20 protein-coding genes are annotated in these 19,270 nt (G+C 27.3%); 18 read left to right on the top strand and 2 right to left on the bottom strand.

Translation table 11 applies throughout. The features are described 5' to 3' along the window. Positions 1 to 132 precede the first annotated feature (132 nt). The 14 genes from RWY47_RS06710 (at position 133) to htrA (ending at position 14,600) form a co-directional block, all read left to right on the top strand. The gene (locus tag RWY47_RS06710; RefSeq protein WP_150886688.1) at positions 133 to 1,209 is read left to right on the top strand and encodes an ATP-binding protein; all 1,077 of its coding nucleotides are present in this window, start codon (positions 133 to 135) and stop codon (positions 1,207 to 1,209) included. A gap of 303 nt (positions 1,210 to 1,512) precedes the next feature. Continuing rightward, positions 1,513 to 2,838, top strand: coding sequence for a GspE/PulE family protein (locus tag RWY47_RS06705; RefSeq protein ID WP_224170494.1), 1,326 nt, complete (start codon positions 1,513 to 1,515; stop codon positions 2,836 to 2,838). After that, positions 2,825 to 4,009 carry a type II secretion system F family protein gene (locus RWY47_RS06700; RefSeq protein ID WP_224170495.1) on the top strand — a complete coding sequence of 395 codons (1,185 nt, stop codon included), beginning with the start codon at positions 2,825 to 2,827 and terminating at the stop codon, positions 4,007 to 4,009. The genes RWY47_RS06705 and RWY47_RS06700 overlap by 14 nt, the downstream gene beginning before the upstream one ends. A 23-nt stretch (positions 4,010 to 4,032) precedes the next feature. Further along, positions 4,033 to 4,407: a pilus assembly FimT family protein gene (locus tag RWY47_RS06695; protein WP_206198418.1), complete on the top strand. Its 375-nt coding sequence runs from the start codon at positions 4,033 to 4,035 to the stop codon at positions 4,405 to 4,407. Between the two features lie 9 nt (positions 4,408 to 4,416). Beyond that, on the top strand, positions 4,417 to 5,229 hold the full coding sequence (locus tag RWY47_RS06690; protein ID WP_224170496.1) for a hypothetical protein: 813 nt from the start codon (positions 4,417 to 4,419) through the stop codon (positions 5,227 to 5,229). A 2-nt stretch (positions 5,230 to 5,231) separates the two neighbouring features. Next, complete coding sequence (locus RWY47_RS06685) at positions 5,232 to 5,678, top strand: hypothetical protein (RefSeq protein WP_224170497.1); 447 nt, start codon at positions 5,232 to 5,234, stop codon at positions 5,676 to 5,678. Positions 5,679 to 5,687: 9 nt separating this feature from the next. After that, positions 5,688 to 6,110 carry a hypothetical protein gene (locus RWY47_RS06680; protein WP_224170498.1) on the top strand — a complete coding sequence of 141 codons (423 nt, stop codon included), beginning with the start codon at positions 5,688 to 5,690 and terminating at the stop codon, positions 6,108 to 6,110. A gap of 73 nt (positions 6,111 to 6,183) precedes the next feature. After that, positions 6,184 to 6,858 (top strand): hypothetical protein, encoded by a 675-nt coding sequence (locus RWY47_RS06675; RefSeq protein WP_150886682.1) that lies wholly within the window; start codon positions 6,184 to 6,186, stop codon positions 6,856 to 6,858. A gap of 75 nt (positions 6,859 to 6,933) precedes the next feature. Beyond that, a complete protein-coding gene (locus tag RWY47_RS06670) occupies positions 6,934 to 7,971 on the top strand; it encodes an SEC-C domain-containing protein (RefSeq protein ID WP_021430280.1) in 1,038 nt (345 codons plus the stop codon). A 39-nt stretch (positions 7,972 to 8,010) separates the two neighbouring features. Then, entirely contained in the window at positions 8,011 to 8,388 is a 378-nt protein-coding gene (locus RWY47_RS06665; RefSeq protein WP_025162329.1) for a hypothetical protein, read from the top strand. Between the two features lie 83 nt (positions 8,389 to 8,471). Then, entirely contained in the window at positions 8,472 to 10,070 is a 1,599-nt protein-coding gene (locus tag RWY47_RS06660) for an NAD(P)/FAD-dependent oxidoreductase (RefSeq protein ID WP_224170499.1), read from the top strand. A 143-nt stretch (positions 10,071 to 10,213) separates the two neighbouring features. After that, positions 10,214 to 11,836 carry a Na/Pi cotransporter family protein gene (locus RWY47_RS06655; protein WP_025162331.1) on the top strand — a complete coding sequence of 541 codons (1,623 nt, stop codon included), beginning with the start codon at positions 10,214 to 10,216 and terminating at the stop codon, positions 11,834 to 11,836. A gap of 181 nt (positions 11,837 to 12,017) precedes the next feature. Further along, entirely contained in the window at positions 12,018 to 13,370 is a 1,353-nt protein-coding gene (locus RWY47_RS06650; protein ID WP_224170500.1) for a glucose-6-phosphate isomerase, read from the top strand. A 147-nt stretch (positions 13,371 to 13,517) separates the two neighbouring features. Then, positions 13,518 to 14,600, top strand: a complete 1,083-nt coding sequence (htrA, locus tag RWY47_RS06645) for a serine protease HtrA (RefSeq protein WP_085282894.1) — start codon at positions 13,518 to 13,520, stop codon at positions 14,598 to 14,600. 57 nt (positions 14,601 to 14,657) lie between these two features. Here htrA and feoB read toward each other — a convergent pair whose 3' ends face one another. Continuing rightward, positions 14,658 to 16,586 (bottom strand): ferrous iron transport protein B, encoded by a 1,929-nt coding sequence (gene feoB, locus RWY47_RS06640; protein WP_150841559.1) that lies wholly within the window; start codon positions 16,584 to 16,586, stop codon positions 14,658 to 14,660. Positions 16,587 to 16,597: 11 nt separating this feature from the next. After that, the gene (locus RWY47_RS06635; protein WP_025162334.1) at positions 16,598 to 16,816 is read right to left on the bottom strand and encodes a FeoA family protein; all 219 of its coding nucleotides are present in this window, start codon (positions 16,814 to 16,816) and stop codon (positions 16,598 to 16,600) included. 174 nt (positions 16,817 to 16,990) lie between these two features. On the opposite strand from RWY47_RS06635, the gene RWY47_RS06630 reads away from it, so the two are divergent. The 4 genes from RWY47_RS06630 to RWY47_RS06615 all read left to right on the top strand — a co-directional run. Further along, the gene (locus RWY47_RS06630) at positions 16,991 to 17,500 is read left to right on the top strand and encodes a Gx transporter family protein (protein ID WP_025162335.1); all 510 of its coding nucleotides are present in this window, start codon (positions 16,991 to 16,993) and stop codon (positions 17,498 to 17,500) included. Positions 17,501 to 17,565: 65 nt separating this feature from the next. Beyond that, the gene (locus tag RWY47_RS06625; RefSeq protein ID WP_021430156.1) at positions 17,566 to 17,739 is read left to right on the top strand and encodes an aspartyl-phosphate phosphatase Spo0E family protein; all 174 of its coding nucleotides are present in this window, start codon (positions 17,566 to 17,568) and stop codon (positions 17,737 to 17,739) included. A 125-nt stretch (positions 17,740 to 17,864) separates the two neighbouring features. After that, positions 17,865 to 18,701, top strand: a complete 837-nt coding sequence (locus tag RWY47_RS06620; protein ID WP_025162336.1) for a mechanosensitive ion channel family protein — start codon at positions 17,865 to 17,867, stop codon at positions 18,699 to 18,701. A 118-nt stretch (positions 18,702 to 18,819) separates the two neighbouring features. Then, the coding region (locus RWY47_RS06615) for an MgtC/SapB family protein (protein WP_316030277.1) at positions 18,820 to 19,270 on the top strand (451 nt) is incomplete at its 3' end.

Here is a 19,270-nt window from a genome sequence, read left to right as displayed (position 1 = left end):
TGATGCCTGCTACATACAGACATTTAAAGGGGATGTATTTTTATGTTAATAAATTTTTGGACAAACACAAATAATATAGAAGTTTAATAATTTAATAAAGGCAATAAATTTTTATTTGGAGGGAAGTTTACAATGGATGGTAAAGTAAGAAAAATGTTTCCAGGTGGAAATACATCAAAAGGATTTAAATCATTTTTTGATTATGCAATTCCTAAAGATGTAAACAGAATCTTTTGTATGAAGGGAGGACCTGGAGTAGGGAAATCATCATTAATGAAAAAAGTTGCACAAGATATGATTTCTAAAGGATACGATGTAGACTTATACCCATGTTCTTCTGATCCAGATTCATTAGATGTTATAGTTATAAAAAAATTAGGTGTTGTTATGCTAGATGCAACAGCTCCTCATATTGTAGATCCTAAAAATCCAGGAGCTATAGATGAAATTTTAGATTTAGGAAGATATTGGGATAGAAAAGCTATTGAATTGAATAAAAAAGACTCGATTGAGTGTAATAAAGAGGTAAGTAGATTCTTCCAAGTTGGATTTAAATATTTTGAAGCAGCGGCTCCGATAGCTTACGAAATACAATCTAAAAATGTAGATTGTATGGACTTTGGAAAAGTAAACTTGTTAACTGCAAATTTACTTCAATCAATATTTGAAAATGTAATTCCTAATGGTGAATATAAAGAACAAATACACTTATTTGGAAGTGCATTATCTCCTTTAGGTCATGTAGAATATACAGATACGATTCTGAAAGATGTAAATAAAATTTACTACCTAGAAGGAGATTTAGGTACGGGCAAATCAACTTTACTAAATAAAGTTGCAAATAAAGCTACAGAAAATGGTTTAGAGGTAGAAATATTCCATGCTCCACTATTACCAGAAAAAATAGAAACTATTTTAATTAAAGATTTAGACTTAGCTATAACAACTAGTAAATTATTTAAAGATAAAAACTTAGAAACTTTTGATTTAAATAGTTATATGGATACTAAAAAGCATGATAAGTATGAAGATGAGTTAAGTTATAGTAATAAAGTTTTAAATGATTTAGTTGAATATGGATTGTTAAATATTAAAAGAGCAAAACAACAACATGACTTATTAGAAGAGTACTATGTTCCTAATATGAATTTCTCAGAAGTAAATAAATTAAAAGATATAATAATAGATAGAATTTTAGAATATAAATAAGATAAAAAGAGAGCCTTATTAGGCTCTTTTTTTATGCTTAAGTTAATTATTTATATAATTTTATTTATATAAATAGAAGTATTTGAATGTATGAATAAATCCTATATGTTAATAATTGTAGGTAAAGTTAGTATATAGATTACTGGAATGCTTAATAGTCTATACACTAACTTTAAAATAATATAAATAAGTGAAAGGAGAATGAGATAAATTTTAGTATTAGATAAAAAAGCTCCATCTACAATAAGAAAAAATTTAGCTATAAAGTATAATGCAATACCGATTGAAATAAGAGAAAATGATTTGGTAGTAGCTATAAACAAAGAAAACATTTATGCATTACAAGATTTTAGATTGGCAACTAGAAAAAATATAGTTTTTAAATTAGAAGATGAATTGAAAATAAAAGAAGCTATAAAAGTATATTATTCAGATTGTGATATAAATAATGATGACTATTACCAAAATGTATTAAATGAGATGCTATGCAAAGCATTAAATTTTAATTCAAGTGACATACATATAGAACCATTTGAGGATAATCTAAAAATTAGGATGAGAATAGATGGAAACTTAAAAGAGATTTATAACTACTCGAAAGACATGCATATGCAATTAGTTACAGTTATAAAATTAATTGCAGGATTAGATATAGCTGAAAAAAGATTGCCTCAAGATGGGCGTATAGACAAAAAAATTAATGAAAATATATTAGATCTTAGATTATCTACTATACCTACTGTGCATGGAGAAAAAGTAGTTATTCGAATATTAAATAGAAATAAATTTCTAAAAAATAAATCAGAAATTGGATTTTCAAATATTGCTATAAATAAAATTAGAAATATAGTTAATAGGATGAGCGGTATATTGCTTATAACAGGGCCTACTGGAAGTGGTAAAACAACAACTTTATATTCAATATTAAATGATTTTAAATTTATGGATAAAAATATAGTAACAATAGAAGATCCAGTTGAGTACAAGATAGAAGGTATAAATCAGACTCAGGTAAATACAAAAATAGGATTAACTTTTTCAAAAGGATTAAGGTCGATATTAAGACAAGATCCAGATGTAATAATGGTAGGAGAGATAAGAGATAAAGAAACTGCTCAAATAGCTATTAGAGCTGCTTCTACAGGCCACTTAGTAATAAGTACCATGCATACTAATAATGCGATTGAGTCAATAAATAGATTGCTGGATATGGGTATACCGAGGTATTTAATTGCATCAACATTAAACGGTATAATATCTCAAAAATTAATAAGGCGTGTATGTAAAAATTGCAGTTATGAAGAAACTATAGAAACAAATATATCTAAATATCTAAAATTACATAAGGATATAAAAGTTAAAAAGGCTAAGGGGTGTAGAGATTGCAACAATACTGGATATAAAGGAAGAGTAGCATTGTATGAAATAGTAGAAGTGGACAAAGATATTAGAAGAGCGATAATGAGTCAAGAGAACATAGAAGATATTTATAATACTGCTAGATTAAATAATATGATTACATTTTTAGATAGTTGCTCATATTTAATTAATGAAAACATAACAACAATAGAAGAAATTATAAGTGCTAGAGCTATATTAAATAGAGGCGAAGTAAATGTCTCTATATGAGTGTATAGTATATGATGAGCAGGGAAACAGATCAAGGAAAAAATTAAGTTTTGATTCAGAAAAAGAATTAAAAGTATATGCAATAGAAAAAAATTTTAAAATAGCAAATATAAAATTGATAAAAAACAAAAATAATAAAAATTTAAGAGACAAAGATCTATCTGTTTTATGTAATCAATTAGGGATGTTGATTTCATCTGGATGTGAAATTACACACTCTCTAAATACAATTCAATTAAATTGCAGTAAAAAATTAAAACCAATTCTAAAAAGCATAAATTATAATCTTCAAAAAGGAAATCCTATATCATTGTCATTTAAAAATTCAGCTAAGTTTTCCAAGTTTTTTATAAATATGGTTAAAGCAGGGGAAGTAAGTGGTAAATTAGATGAAATCTTAATGAATCTATCTGATTATTATAAAAAAGAATATGAATTTAAAAGAAAACTAATTTTGGCTATGGTATATCCTATAGCATTAATTCTTACATGTATATGTGTAATTTTGTTTACATTAATATATACTGTCCCAAAATTTCAACAATCATTTATTGGAAATGAAAGTAACTTGCCTCTAACTACTAAGATTTTAATAAATTTTTCTATGAACTTAAGAAATCATTATAAAATAATTTTTTTAATAATAGGTGCTATTATAGGACTTCTAATTTACATGTTTAAAAAAGAATACAAAGTTAGGATGTATTTTGATAAGAAATTATTTGAATTTAAATTAACTAGAAATATTATTCAAACTATAGAAGTAAATAAATTCATAAGGTGTATATACATATTGATAAGTAGTGGAGTACAAATTACAAAGGCTCTAGATATATCTTGTGATGTAATAAGTAACAAATATATGTCACAGAAATTAAATATATCAAAAAGCTTAATTCAAAAAGGAAATAGCATAGCATTCTCATTAGATAAGTCACAAGTATTTCCTAAAATAGTGATATCTATGATAGAAGTAGGTGAGGAAACAGGTAAAATGGAACATTGTTTACGAAATATAAATACAAATTATGAAAATAATTTAGATAATTTAACTAGTAAAATAATTAAACTAATAGAGCCTATCATTGTTTTAGTTTTAGGATTAGTTATAGGAACTTTACTAGTTTTTATAATGACGCCTGTATTTGATGCAGTAACTTCATTTGAATAAAAATAAATAAAAGGAGAAGTAAAATGAAAATAGATAAGAAGATAATTATGAAAAAAAGAAGAGGGTTCACATTAATAGAACTTGTAATTGTAGTTGCAATACTTGGAGTGCTATCAAGCATTGCATTAGTCAAGTTTGGTGATGTTGAAAAAAATAGTAAGATAAATGCAGATTACGTTACAGCTAACAATATAGCTACAGCTGCAAAATTAGCAATAAATAGTGATGTATCTGAAGATGAAATTAGTATAGATTATTTAGTTGAAAATAATTATTTAGAAGGCAAGCCTAAAGTTCAAAGTCAAAAAGATAAAAACTTTAAAGTATGTAAAGAAAATGGAGATATAAAGGTGAAAGTAGATGGACAAACTTTTTATCCTAAAAACGAACAAGAATAAAGTATAGAGGTGATAAAAATAAAAACATTAACTTTAGAGGTAAAAGAAAATACAATTAAAATGCTTGTTATAGAAAAGTATTTTGGCTATGTTAAATTTATAAATATGAAAACTTTTGAGTTTAACCAAATAGACCAAAATGGATTAATTTTAGATATTAACAAGTTAAGTAAAATAATAAAAAATGAATTAAATAATTTCAAAATACCATGTAGAAGAATATCTTTTGCAGTTCAAAATGAAAGTATAATAAATAGGAATGTTAAAGTAATAAACACTGGATACAAGGGCGATATAAAGGGGCTTATAGCATATGAGTTAAGTGAATATCTACCTATAAATATTAAAGATTATATATTAAAGTACAATATATTAAAAAAAGAAGAAGATTACCTAGATGTACAGGCTATACTTATGCCAATATCCCTTATGAAAAATTATAGAGAACTAGCTAAATTATTGAAGTTTAAACCTGTAAGCTTAAGTGTTAATTTTGATATATTAAATAAACTTATATATAACGAAGATATTGAAATAGAAGGAGAAAATAATTTAATTTTAGATATAGGAAGACAATACACCAATGTAAATTTAATAAAAAATAAACTTATTATAAACTCATACACATTAAATAATATGAATGTATATGAGTTTTTGAATAATGAAATTGAAAATAATTATGGGAAAATATATTACTACGGTTTTCAAAACTGTGAACTTATAAAAAATTTAAATACAAAATTTAAGCTAAATAAACTTTTTTTAAAAGATGCAAAACAAGATGAATTAAATAATTTTATTAATAATATAGGATTGATATAGTTATGAAAAATGAAAAAATATTAAACTTTTTTTACGAAGATGAGAAATTTTATAATAAGGAAATAGATAAAGAAAAATTAATACTAATTAGCATTATAGTATTTACAATTGTAATTAATTTAAATAAATTTTATAAAACTCAAAAGTTAGAAGAAAACGTGACAGAAAGAAAATCTGTTTTAAATTGTATTGAACAAAATAAAGAAACTTCAAATATAAAACAAACCACATCAAAATTATCTAGTATACTGAATTTAATGGATGCTAGCGAATTAAAAAGTGTAGAAATGAAAAATAAAAAATTAAAACTTAAAGGTGAAACCAATGACTTTGAAAAAATAAAAAATTACTTAGATATAGTTAAGGAAATAGAAAATACAAAAGAAGCTAATATCGATTTTATAAATAACAATGAAAATATATATGAATTTGAAATAAGTAGTTTTTAGGAGTTAATAATGAAAATAAATAAAAATAAAATAACTATAAGTATTTTTTTAGTATTATTCTTAGTCTTAAACTTTAATTTTGTATATTTAAAATTAGATAAAAAAGAGAAATTATTATCTAATCAAATTAAGGTTATAAAAAAGTTAGAAAATGAAAAAGAAGAAAAATTAAAAAATAGATATAGGGAAGATGTAGTCATAAGTATGCAGAAACAATTTAAAGATATAGCTACAATAAAATATATCAAGACGGATTTAAATAGTAATAATGAAATAGAGCTAGAAGGTGAAATAAATGGAGATAGAAATTTAATATATAAAAGTATTGAAAGCATAAATAAATCAAAGAAAAAAATAAGTGTAGATAGTATAAATATAACAAAAATGGATGAAAATATTATAGATTGCAAATTTAAAGTAAAGGTGATATAAAAGGTTTTCCTATGTTTTATGTAGAATAACTTAATATATAAGAATATTCTACAAATTCTTAAGGGGGACTCCAATGGATAATAATATACTTTTTTTAAACAATTATATAAATGATATCGAATATGATTTTCTTAAAAATGGAAACACAAAGTATACTTACATATGTAAAAAGTTTTATGGTGTAGATATAGAAAAGATAAGCATATATATTTGGACATTAAATATAATGGATGAATTTAGTCAAACAATTAATGAAAAGTGTAAAGACATGGATAACATAGAGAAAATATCTAAAGATATTTATGATTTAATAAAGACGGATAGGAAAAAAGTTATATTATATTCATATTTAAAAGGGCATTTGTTGGGATACAACAATTACATGTTAATAAAAGAATTTAAAAATATAAATAAGGGTATTAGTGAAGCAGATTTTGCTGAACTTTTATCAAAATCTGAAGATGATGAATATCTTGAAATAAAAAAATTTCAACACGATATAAAGTTAAAAGAGATATATATTAATGATGAAAATAAATTAGTTGAAAATATAAAAAAATTTTACCTAACTGGTATGGAGGAAAGAATAAGGGAGTTAAATTTAAAAGAAAATGTAGAAAAGATAATTAACTCAGTGAATGAAATTATGATAGATGATGCGAAAAACAAATATAATGAGGCAATTTTAGATGGAATCATACAGAAAATCAATAAAAAATCGCCTAAAATCAATAAAATACCTTTATAGTGTAGAATCATTGAGGGAAAGATGATATAATTATAAATTGTATTTAAATTTAGAAATGAAGGAGTGAAAGTAACAGTGTTAGGGAGAAACGAGTTATGCCCATGCGGAAGCGGGAAAAAATATAAAAAATGCTGTTTAAATAAAGATGTTGTGTCGGAGAGAGCTAGTAGAAAAATTGTACTTTCACAAAAACAATATTCACAACTGTACTCAAAACTATATGAATATTCAAGACAGCCAAAGTTTAAAGAAGAGTATAAAAAAGCACAAGAAATGTTTTATATATTAGATGATGAAAATGTAAATGGTAAGTTTGAAAGCTTCTTTAATACATACTTTATACAAGACCATATAATGGAAAATAAAAAAGTTATAACTGTAGACTTTTTTGAAGAAAATAAAAATAGTTTAACTAAGCCAGAAGTAGATATACTAAAAAGCTTATTTGAATCTTATGTAAGTGTGTATGTTATAAAAGAAAAGTTAGAAGATAGAATCTTATTAAAAGATGCTATAACAGGAGACGAAATATACACTGAAGATATAAATCTATTAAACGGATTTAATCAAGGTGACTGTATAATAGCTAGAATAGTTGAAGTAGGAGAATCTCATCTATTATTAGACGTTACAGTAAGTATATCAGATGCTGTTAAGGACGTAATAGTAAATGATATAAATCATTTCTTTAGCCAATATGAAGATTTATATAAAGATATAAAAACTTTCTTAATATATCATACTCATATACTTTACAAGTACATTCAACAATTACTAGATCCTAACATAGCTGAATATCTTAAAGATCAAAAAGACGTTAAAGCTAAAAAACAAGAAGAAGTTAAAGAAATGATTGATGAAAATGAATGTTCAGTTTCAGCTTTACTTAAAGCTCAAGTTGAAAGTGATATACTAGAAAACTGTTTAGAGTTTTGGAACGAATATAAAGCTAAAAATAGCGAAATAAAAGGTTCTGAAAATGGATGGGCAGCAGCAGTAGAATATCACATTAAGAAAGAAAATGGACAAACAGTAACTCAATCACAAATCTCTAAAAAATATGACATAAGTCCAAGTACTTTAGGTAAGAGACATAAAGACTTAAAAATGTAGTAAAAACTTAATTTAAAATATACAGAAAGAGGTATATAGATGAGTCTTAATTTAGGAAAAGCAATTGCTGTATCAACAAGTTATATAAAATCTAATCCAGCGGTACCAGTATATAAGGGAGATGAAACTCCTGAGAATTTATATGCAGTAATATACCATATAGAAATAGGGTACAACGAAAGCAGTTTAGAAAAGGCGATGCAATACATAATTATAGATTATAAAGAATTTGAATTATGTGATAGCGATAAAAATGAATTAGTAAGTATAGCAAAACAATACTGTGAACAAAACGGTATAAACGATGATGAGCAAACTCAAATAGCATTACTAGATAATGAAGAGGCAGAGAATTTCTTAGAAAAAGTATTTAACAACATGAAAGTTATAAGAGGGTTAATAACTCAAAGAGATTAAGTAACAATATAATTAGAATTACCATAAAAGCTAGGCCCTACGAAGCCTAGCTTTTATTTTTACTAAAGAAAGGTAGGTATGACATGTTAAGAGTTTCTAATATTAAATTAGATATAAATGAAAGCTTAGATAATATAAAACCTATGTTATTAAAAAAATTAAAAATTAGTGAAAAAGAATTACTTAATTATAAGATATACAAAGAATCTATAGACGCTAGAAGAAAAGGCAAAATAGATTTTGTTTACACTGTTGATGTAGAACTTAAGCATGAAAATAACATATTAAAAAAATCAAAAATTAAAGATGTTGTAGAAGTTAAAGAAAAATCATATACAGATGTACAAAGTGGTACTGAAAAGTTAAAAAACAGACCTGTTGTAATAGGAAGTGGGCCGGCTGGATTATTTGCAGCATTAGTTTTAGCTCAAAGAGGATATAATCCAATACTACTTGAAAGAGGGCTAGATGTAGATACAAGAACAGAAGATATTAAAAAATTCTGGGAAGATGGAAAGTTTAATTCAAAATCTAATGTTCAATTTGGAGAAGGTGGAGCAGGAACATTTTCAGATGGAAAATTAACTACTAGAATAAAAGACATAAGATGCAGAAAGGTTTTAGAAGAACTTGTTAACTTTGGAGCTCCAGAAGAGATCTTATATTCATATAAACCGCATGTTGGAACAGACATATTAAAAGAAGTAGTTAAAAATATAAGAGAAGAAATTATAAGACTAGGCGGAGAAGTTAAATTTGATGCTAAAGTTACAAAGATAGATATAGAAAATAACGAAATAAAATCTGTAATTGTAAATGATAAAGAAACTTTACAAACAGAGGCTGTAATACTTGCAATAGGACATAGTGCTAGAGATACGTATAAGATGTTATATGAGCAAGGTGTAAAAATAACTCAAAAACCTTTTGCTATAGGAGCAAGAATAGAGCATCCTCAAACATTAATAAATAAATCTCAATACAAAGAGTTCCATGATCATCCTAGATTAGGGGCAGCAGACTATAGATTAGTTGAACATACATCAAATGGAAGAAGTATATATACTTTCTGTATGTGCCCAGGAGGGACTGTAATAGCCTCAGCATCTGAAGAAGGACAAGTTGTTACTAATGGGATGAGTGAACATGCTAGAGACCAAGAGAACGCGAATAGTGCAGTTTTAGTGAATGTTACTACAGAGGACTTTGAAAGTGACCATCCGTTAGCGGGAGTTTACTTCCAAGAAAAATATGAAAGATTAGCATTTGAACTAGGCGGTAAAAACTATAAAGCTCCAATTCAATTAGTAGGAGACTTTTTAAATGATAGAGTAAGTACTGAATTAGGATCTGTAAGACCTTCATATAAACCAGGATATGAATTTATAGATTTAAGAGGATGTTTACCTAAGTTTGTATGTGACACAATGAAAGAAGGATTACTTTTACTAGATAAAAAGTTAAATGGATTTGCTATGAACGATGCAGTTCTAACAGGGGTAGAAACTAGATCTTCTGCGCCTATAAGAATAGTTAGAGATGAGCAAACACTAGAATCTGTTAATGTAAAAGATTTATATCCTAGTGGTGAAGGCGCTGGATATGCAGGAGGAATAGTGACTGCAGCTGTAGATGGAATAAAGTGTGCTGAAAAGATTATTTCTAAATATTGCGAAAATTAAAAGTTAACCATAATTTAATAAATATTTAATATATTTTTAATATTTAACATAGATTTAACAAAACTAGACAAGCTGTTTGATAAAATGGATAAGGCGCTATATTTGTAGACTAATAGTATAAATATTTCAAGGAGGAAATGAAATTGGATATAGTAATTAGCCTTATGGGAGGATTGGGTTTATTCTTATATGGAATGAACTTAATGGCAGAGGGTCTTGAAAAATCAGCAGGATCAAAACTTAAAAGAATAGTTGAACTTCTTACTAGTAATGTATTCATGGGAGTTATTGTAGGTGCATTTGTTACTGCAATCATACAAAGTAGTAGTGCTACAACAGTTATGGTAGTTGGATTTGTAAATGCAGGAATAATGAACTTAACACAAGCAATAGGCGTTATAATGGGAGCTAACATAGGAACTACTGTAACTGCTCAGCTTGTATCATTTGACTTAAATGGAATGGCACCTATAGCATTAGGGATCGGTATTATTTTATATTTATTTGCATCTAAGCCAAAAGTTAAAAACATAGCAGAAATACTAATTGGATTTGGTATATTATTTACTGGTATGGACTTTATGAAAAATGCAGTTGAACCACTGGCTGAGTATAAAGGATTTACAGACTTATTAGTAGGGTTTGGAGATCATCCTTTATTAGGATTATTATTAGGATTTGGTATAACAGCTATAGTTCAAAGTTCAAGTGCTTCTATGGGAATGCTTATAGCTTTAGCATCACAAGGATTAATACCTTTAAATGCAGCATTACCTATATTATACGGACAAAATATAGGGACATGTGTTACATCATTAATATCAAGTGTTGGAGCTTCTAGAAATGCTAAAAGAGCAGCAGTTATGCACTTAATATTCAATGTTTTAGGTACGGCAGTGTTCTTAATAGTATTAAACAAACCAGTAGTAAGCTTTGTAACTAATATGAATCCTGGTGATGTAGCTAGACAAATAGCTAATACTCATACATTATTCAATATAATATCAGTTATTATACTACTTCCATTTACGAAGTTTATCATAAATCTTGCTATAAAACTTGTTCCAGATAAAGCTGGAGAAGAAGATGAAAGCAAAGCTATAAAGTATCTAGATGATAGAATAGTTGAAACACCATCAATAGCTGTAGCAAGTGTAGTTAAAGAAACTTTAAGAATGGGTAAAAAAGCTAAAGAAAGTGTAAATTATGCAATAGATGGATTTTTAGAACAATCTCAAGAGAATATAGATAAATCATTTAAACATGAAAAAGTAGTGAATGAATTACAAAAGGGAATTCTAAACTATTTACTTAAATTATCAAAAGCTCATTTAGATGAAGATGCTAGAGATATAGTAGATTCTTTATTTAATACAGTAAATGATATAGAAAGAATAGGGGACCATGCTGAAAATATAGCTGAGTTAGCTCAAGATATAATTGATTCAGATTTAAAATTATCTAAGCAAGGAACTGAAGAAGTAAGAGAATTATACAATAAAGTTATAGCAACTTATGATTATGCATTACAAGCTATGAAAACTTATGATGTAGACTTAGCTTGTAAAGTTATAAAGATGGAAGAACAAGTTGATATAATGGAAAAATCATGTAGAGCAAATCATATACATAGATTAAATAATAGTTTATGTAGTATAGACAGCGGAATTATATTCTTAGATTTAATATCTAACCTTGAAAGAATATCAGACCATGCGGTTAATATAGCTCAACAAGTTATAGCAAACAAATTAGAAAAACAATAATATAATTATCGACAAACTCCTGTATAAAAAATATACAGGAGTTTTGTATATATAAATGAATAATTGAAAATATTATAATTAAATTATAAATAAATATTATAATTAATTTGGAAAAATACATATTGTTTGATATAATTTTCTATATAATAAATTTTTAACGAGACAAGGAAGGTAATGGGCTATGAAAAAGTTAAGTTTTGATTATAGTAATTCAATAGGTTTTTTTAACCAAAAAGAAATCGATTGTATGAGCGAGTATGTAAAAGTTGCTCATGAAATGATACATAATAAAACTGGTGAGGGGAACGATTTCTTAGGTTGGGTAAACTTACCTAGTGATTATGATAAAGAAGAGTTTGATAGAATAAAAAAAGCTGCACAAAAAATAAAGGAAGATTCAGATGTACTTTTAGTTATAGGAATAGGTGGATCTTACTTAGGAGCAAGAGCTGCAATAGAAACATTAGGACACTCATTTAGAAATAACTTAACTAAAGAAGAAAGAAAATCTCCAGAAGTTTATTTTGTAGGTCAAAATATAAGTTCTACATACATGTTAGATTTACTAGATATAATCAAAGATAAAGATGTATCTATAAATGTTATATCTAAATCTGGAACTACAACAGAGCCAGCTATCGCGTTTAGAGTATTCAAAGATTTCTTAGAGAAAAAGTATGGAAAAGAAGAAGCTAGTAAAAGAATATATGCTACAACTGATTCTAAGAAAGGTGCATTAAAATCTTTAGCAAATGAAGAAGGATATGAGTGCTTTGTAATACCTGATGATGTAGGAGGAAGATTCTCTGTATTAACTCCTGTTGGATTATTACCAATAGCAGTTTGTGATATAAATATAGATGCTATGATGCAAGGTGCAAAAGATGCAATGGATGATTTTTCTAATCCTGACTTAAAGTCAAACTACAGTTATCAATATGCTGTAGCTAGAAATGTTCTTCACAGAAAAGGTAAAGATGTAGAGTTAATGGTAAATTATGAGCCAAGCTTACATTATGTTGGAGAGTGGTGGAAACAACTTTACGGAGAAAGTGAAGGAAAAGATAACAAAGGTATATATCCAGCTTCAGTAGATTTTTCAACAGATTTACATTCTATGGGACAATATATACAAGAAGGTAAAAGAATAATATTTGAAACAGTTTTAAATGTTGAAAAAACTAGAAGAGAAATAACTATAAATGAAGAAAAAATAGATTTAGATGGTTTAAATTACTTAGCTGACAAGACTGTTGACTTTGTAAATAAGAAAGCTTTCCAAGGAACTTTATTAGCACATACAGATGGAAATGTTCCAAACTTAATAGTAAATATACCTAAATTAGATGAGTATAACTTTGGATACTTAGTTTACTTCTTTGAAAAAGCATGTGCAGTAAGTGGATACTTATTAGGAGTAAATCCTTTCAATCAACCTGGAGTAGAAGCATACAAGAAAAATATGTTTGCTTTATTAGGAAAGCCTGGTTTTGAAAAAGAAAGAGCTGAATTAGAAAAAAGATTAAACAATTAAGGTTTAATTAAGGATACAGTTATATAATAAACACTATACAGAAATTAACTGTATAGTGTTTTTATATTTAAGAATATAAAAGCATTAAAAAAATAATAATAATACAAAAGTAAAATAATATAAAAATTAAATAGGAGGGATAAATATATGAGTAGTGGAAAGAAGACTAGTATAACTCTTATTATAATAGTTAGTATAATAAGTGCGATGGTTGGAAGTTTTATAACAGCTTTTATACTTGGGGATAAGCTATCATCTAAATCTAATGGAAATAAACAAGATATAGTTGTAAATGAAGGGACTAAAAGTGAAAATATATATCATGCAGTAACTGACAAGGCAATGCCTTCTGTAGTAGGTATAACAACTACTACAATAGATACTAATAATATATTTGCAATACCACAACAATCACAAGGTGTAGGAACAGGATTTATAGTAGATTCTAAAGGATACATATTAACAAATTCACATGTTGTATCTGATGGAAAAGCATCTGATGTAAATGTTTTATTTAATGATGGATCAACTTCAAAGGGAAAAGTTTTATGGAATGATCCAACTATAGATTTAGCTATTGTAAAAGTTGATAAGACAGGACTTCCTGTAGCAGACTTAGGAAATAGTGATTCTGTAAGAACTGGAGATTTAGCAGTAGCAATAGGAAATCCACTAGGATTAGAATTCCAAAAAAGTGTTACACAAGGAATAATAAGTGGATTAGATAGAAGCATACAAACAGAGCAATCTAATATGACAGGGCTTATACAAACTGATGCAAGTATAAATCCAGGTAACAGTGGAGGACCTTTATTAAATGATAAAGGAGAAGTTATAGGTATAAACACAGCTAAAGCATCTGGAGCAGAAGGATTAGGATTTGCAATACCTATAAATACAGCGAAACCTATAGTAGAGCAAATTATCAAAGATGGTAAATTTGAAAAAGTAACATTAGGTATAAAAGGTATAGATGTAAAAACATTTGAAACAACAACAGGAACAGACTTAGCTGCTGATGAAGGTGTTTATATAGCAGAAGTAGTGGCTAACACTCCAGCTCAAAAATCAGGAATACAAGCAGGAGATGTAATAACAAAGGTTGGAGATACAAAGATAACATCAATGAGTGATTTAAATAAAGCATTATATAAATTCTCAGTAGGAGATAAAGCTAAGGTAGAAGTAAACAGAGGCGGAAAGAATATAACTATAGATGTTAAGTTCTAATATATAAATAAAAAAGATGGGATCTAATCCCATCTTTTTTTATTTATATTAAATAGATTAACTTGTCATTTTGTTTTTGCTGCTAGGGCAAGAACCGCTACTAGAACAACCAGAACAACCAGAGCATCCATTACCTTTTGCTTTTACGTTCTTGTAAAGAATAAATGCTGCTGCAAGTACGATTATTCCTCCAACTAGTAATTCTACTAATGAAGAAGCTGAAGCACCTTCAAACGCTAATGAACCTAGAGTTTTAACTATGAATGCTACAATCCAAGCTAAAACAAATTGGTAAACTGCTGATATCATCATCATCTTGCTTCCGTATTCTTTTCTCATTGTAGATAAAGCTGCTATACATGGAGTATATAAAGCAGAGAATACTAAAAATGCATAAGCTGAAACACTTGTAAATACTGTTGGTAAAACTGTATTTAAATTTCCGTAAAGTATTTCCATTGTACTTATAAGAACTTCTTTTGCACTTATACCAGTTAATATAGAAACTCCTGCTCTCCAATCTCCAAATCCTAAAGGAGCAAATATAGGAGCTATTAATCCACCTATTAAAGCTAAGAAACTAGTATTTATGTCACTAGTAAATCCGCTGAAGTTAAATGATGATAATGCCCATATAACAACAGACATAGCAAACATTATTGTACAAACTTTTATTAAGAAACCTTTAGCTTTATTCCATGTATTTTTAAATAAAGCGTTTAGAGTTGGAAGTTTGTATTCTGGTAATTCTAGAACGAAAGGTTCTATATCAGCTTTATATACTGTTTTATTTAATATTAAGGCTATTATTATTGCAACTACGATACCTAATAGATATAAAGATGTAGTTACAATAGCTGCATTTTTAGGGAAAAATATAGAAACAAATAATGCGTAAACAGGTACTTTAGCACCACAAGTCATAAGCGGAGCAATAAGTGCTGTAACTTTTCTATCTTTTTCACTTTCTAAAGTTCTAGTAGCCATTATCGCTGGAGAAGCACAACCGAATCCCATTATCATAGGTATAAATGCTTTACCAGATAAACCAACTTTTTTCATTATGTTATCCATTAAGAATGCTGTTCTAGCCATATATCCACTATCCTCAAAGAATGACATTCCTAAGAATAATACAAATATTAATGGGAAGAATGGTAAAGCTCCACCTAATCCACCTATTATTCCATCTACTATTAATGAATGGAACCAAGGACTAGAATTTGCTAACAAAGCATCTACAGGTATAGCTATATAAGTATCTATTAAAGTTTCTGTTAATGTTTGAAGAGGACCACCGACCCATTCAAATGTAAATTTAAAAAGTGTTAATAGTGCTAAAACAAATATAGGATAAGCTAATATAGGATTTAATATTATATTATCTAATTTACTACTAATACTTTCTTTATTTTTAGAATCCGACTTCATAGATTTACTTAATATTTTTTCTATTTCCTTATAGGTATTTATTTCGTTTCCAAAATCTTTTCTATAATTAAAACTTGTGTATAAACATGATTTTATTTCATCAGATATATTCTCAAGACCTTCTTTTTTCTTAGCAACTATAGGTATTACTTTAACACCTAGTTCTTTTTCAAGCTTTGCTGGGTCTATGTGTACACCCTTAGCTTCTGCAACATCTATCATATTAAGCAATAATATAATTGGTTTATTGTATTGCATAAGCTGAGTAGTTAAATATAAGTTTCTATCTAAGCTAGATGCATCTACTATATTTAATATTAAGTCTACATCTCCGCTTTCTAAAAATCTTTTAGATACTTTTTCTTCGTTAGAGAATGTATCCATAGCGTATATACCAGGAAGATCTACAACCTTAATATCTTCATTTATAAATCCTTCTTTTTTTTCTATAGTAACTCCAGGCCAGTTACCTACATATTGTTTAGATCCAGTAAGAATATTAAACACTGTAGTTTTACCAACGTTAGGATTACCGAATAATGCAACATTAATCACGATGATACCTCCTATTTTAAGCTAATGTTTTTTGCGTCACTTTTTCTTATCGCTAAATCAAATCCTCTAAAACGAACTAATATAGGATCTCCTAATGGAGCGATTTTTCTTACTTCTATTTCAGTTTCATTTATACATCCAAGAGCTAATAATCTTTTAGCTAATTTTTCGTTTCCATATATATTATTAATGATACCTTTTTCACCGACTTTTAAATCGTAAACAGTCATCATTAGCACCTCCTAATGAGTTTCATTCTCAATTAATTATAATATAAATATACCATTTAATATTCAAAAAGTCAATAAATAGTGAATAGATTAAAAAAATAATTAAAAAACTTACTTTAAGACTATGGTAATATATAGTTAATAAAAAATTTCAACTAAGGGGGAGCAAAATATATGAAGACTAAAAAACTGGCTCATATGTCATTGATGGTTGGATACAGCTTAATATTGTATATAATAGAAAGCTATATGCCAAATCCACTAATTGCTATATTTCCAGGCGCTAAGTTAGGGATTGCAAACATAGTTACGTTAACTTCTTTAGTTTTATTTGGTCTAAAAGATACATTTATAATTTTATCTGTAAGGGTGCTTATGTCATCTATTTTTGCAGGGCCAATATCATATTTATTGTTTAGTATAGCGGGTTCATACTTAAGTTTGATATTTATGTACTTAGCTTTAAAAATTAATAAATTTTCATTAATAGGGGTGAGCGTTATAGGAGCTATTGGTCATAATATAGGACAGTTAGCAGTGGCTGGAATGATAATAAAAAATGGTATGATATTTGGATATTTACCATATATGTTATTCGCATCTATAATAACTGGTTTGTTTGTTGGAATTGCTTCTAAATTTACAGTAGGGAAGTTATCTAGTATTGATAAAAACGTTTATTGACACACTAGGGAAAACCTTGTTAAAATATAAATGAATATATATAAATTTGTAACTATGGTGATAATATGACTAAAAATGAACTGGTTTTACTAAAGAAAGAAATAGAAGCTTTGAGGGAAGAAATAAATACTTATATAGAATACCCGGATATATTTAAAGACGAGTTGGTTAGTACGAGTAATAAAATTGATCAAGCGATAAATAAGTATATACAGCTTAGCAAAGAGTCTTCCGAATAAAGAGAAGGCTTTTTTGTGTGTTAAAAAATTGATATATAAACTAGTTTGATTAGGTATATGATTTAAATATAGAGTTAATAATTAATAATTGAGATATAGAAATTGTTAAAAGAAAGGTATTAATTATGATTTTAGCAAAGTTAATAAACTCAGTTATTATAATTGTTTGTGCGTACGTTTTATTAAAATTAATACAATACTTTTTAAAAAAACTATTTGAATTTACTAGATTTGACGTAAGATATGAAAATACTTTAAACAGTCTTTTATGCTCAATGTCATACTATGTGATATTTATTTTGACAATAATATTATTATTGAAAGAATTTAATATAGTAGATGTAACTAAATTTGGTACTTTGGTTACAGGAGCAAGTATAGTCGGATTGATAGCTGGGGTTGCGTCTCAAAGCATATTAAAAGATATATTTAATGGTTTTTTTATAATATTTGAGAAACAAATACAAGTTGGTGACTTTGTTTATATAAATGAAAAATATAGAGGGACTATAGAAGAAATAGGTCTTAGGAGCACCAGCTTAAGAGATTGGGATTTGAGAAGAGTAACTATTCCAAATGGAAATATTGTTAGTATCAGAAATTATAGCAGGAAAAATATGAGAGTAGTTGTAAGTGTTAGAGTTCCATATCAAGAAGATCCTCTAGAAGTTATTAAGTCTTTAGAAGAAGTATGCGACATATTAAATGAAAGACATAAAGAATTTTTACATACAAAAAAGGGGAAGGAAAATGCTGGGTCATTTAGCGTATATGGAGTTACAGATATTGAAGAAAAGTCTGTAGGAGCTAAGTACACTATAACAGGTGTTGTTCAATCTCATAAGTACTTTACAGTTCTTAAAGACACAAAATTGCAGATACTCATAACATTTAGAAATAATGGAATAAATATAGCTTACCCTACTCATATAAATATAGTTAAACAAAATATGTGTGATTAAGATTAAGGACTATTCAAAATAGTCCTTTTTATTTTCGGTTAAAATATAGTCGTAATAATGGACTAACCCCTGCAAATATAAATATAAATATACCTAACTATAAAGGAGGGGGAGTAAAATATCACCTACTGAAATTTTAACTAGATTATTAATAGCTCTTATTATAGGAGGACTGACTGGACTAGAGAGGGAAAAGTCGTATCAATTTGCAGGATTTAGAACACACATTTTGGTTTCAATTGGATCGTGCATAACAGCTATAACATCTGTAATATTATTTATGGAATATAGTTCAAAAACAAATTTAGACCCATCGAGATTAACAGCTCAGGTATTGTCAGGGATAGGTTTTTTAGGAACAGGAGCTATACTTAAAAACTCAAGTGGAATAAGAGGGCTTACTACGGCAGCAGGAATATGGGCAACAGCATGTATCGGAATTGCTATAGGCTATGGTCAATATATATTAGGGATATCAGCATGGCTATTTGTAATGGTTACACTATATATATTGAAAAATATAGATAAGGTAGTTTTTAGAAAAAAACAAAATATATTAACTATAAAGG

This window comes from Paraclostridium sp. MRS3W1 (assembly GCF_032465715.1).
GTDB classification, from domain to species: Bacteria; Bacillota; Clostridia; order Peptostreptococcales; family Peptostreptococcaceae; genus Paraclostridium; species Paraclostridium dentum.
The sequence above is the reverse complement of the archived record's forward strand: the minus strand, read 5'-3'. Positions and strand labels throughout refer to the sequence as shown.

What these genes read in the sequence shown, in the direction of transcription:
- RWY47_RS06635 (WP_025162334.1), bottom strand. Translation starts at nt 16,816, where the DNA reads ATGACTGTTTACGATTTAAAAGTCGGTGAAAAAGGTATCATTAATAAT.
- RWY47_RS06680 (WP_224170498.1), top strand. Translation starts at nt 5,688, where the DNA reads ATGAAAATAAATAAAAATAAAATAACTATAAGTATTTTTTTAGTATTA.
- htrA (WP_085282894.1), top strand. Translation starts at nt 13,518, where the DNA reads ATGAGTAGTGGAAAGAAGACTAGTATAACTCTTATTATAATAGTTAGT.
- RWY47_RS06675 (WP_150886682.1), top strand. Translation starts at nt 6,184, where the DNA reads ATGGATAATAATATACTTTTTTTAAACAATTATATAAATGATATCGAA.
- RWY47_RS06665 (WP_025162329.1), top strand. Translation starts at nt 8,011, where the DNA reads ATGAGTCTTAATTTAGGAAAAGCAATTGCTGTATCAACAAGTTATATA.
- RWY47_RS06710 (WP_150886688.1), top strand. Translation starts at nt 133, where the DNA reads ATGGATGGTAAAGTAAGAAAAATGTTTCCAGGTGGAAATACATCAAAA.
- RWY47_RS06700 (WP_224170495.1), top strand. Translation starts at nt 2,825, where the DNA reads ATGTCTCTATATGAGTGTATAGTATATGATGAGCAGGGAAACAGATCA.
- RWY47_RS06625 (WP_021430156.1), top strand. Translation starts at nt 17,566, where the DNA reads ATGACTAAAAATGAACTGGTTTTACTAAAGAAAGAAATAGAAGCTTTG.
- RWY47_RS06685 (WP_224170497.1), top strand. Translation starts at nt 5,232, where the DNA reads ATGAAAAATGAAAAAATATTAAACTTTTTTTACGAAGATGAGAAATTT.
- RWY47_RS06620 (WP_025162336.1), top strand. Translation starts at nt 17,865, where the DNA reads ATGATTTTAGCAAAGTTAATAAACTCAGTTATTATAATTGTTTGTGCG.
- RWY47_RS06630 (WP_025162335.1), top strand. Translation starts at nt 16,991, where the DNA reads ATGAAGACTAAAAAACTGGCTCATATGTCATTGATGGTTGGATACAGC.
- RWY47_RS06650 (WP_224170500.1), top strand. Translation starts at nt 12,018, where the DNA reads ATGAAAAAGTTAAGTTTTGATTATAGTAATTCAATAGGTTTTTTTAAC.
- RWY47_RS06695 (WP_206198418.1), top strand. Translation starts at nt 4,033, where the DNA reads ATGAAAATAGATAAGAAGATAATTATGAAAAAAAGAAGAGGGTTCACA.
- RWY47_RS06660 (WP_224170499.1), top strand. Translation starts at nt 8,472, where the DNA reads ATGTTAAGAGTTTCTAATATTAAATTAGATATAAATGAAAGCTTAGAT.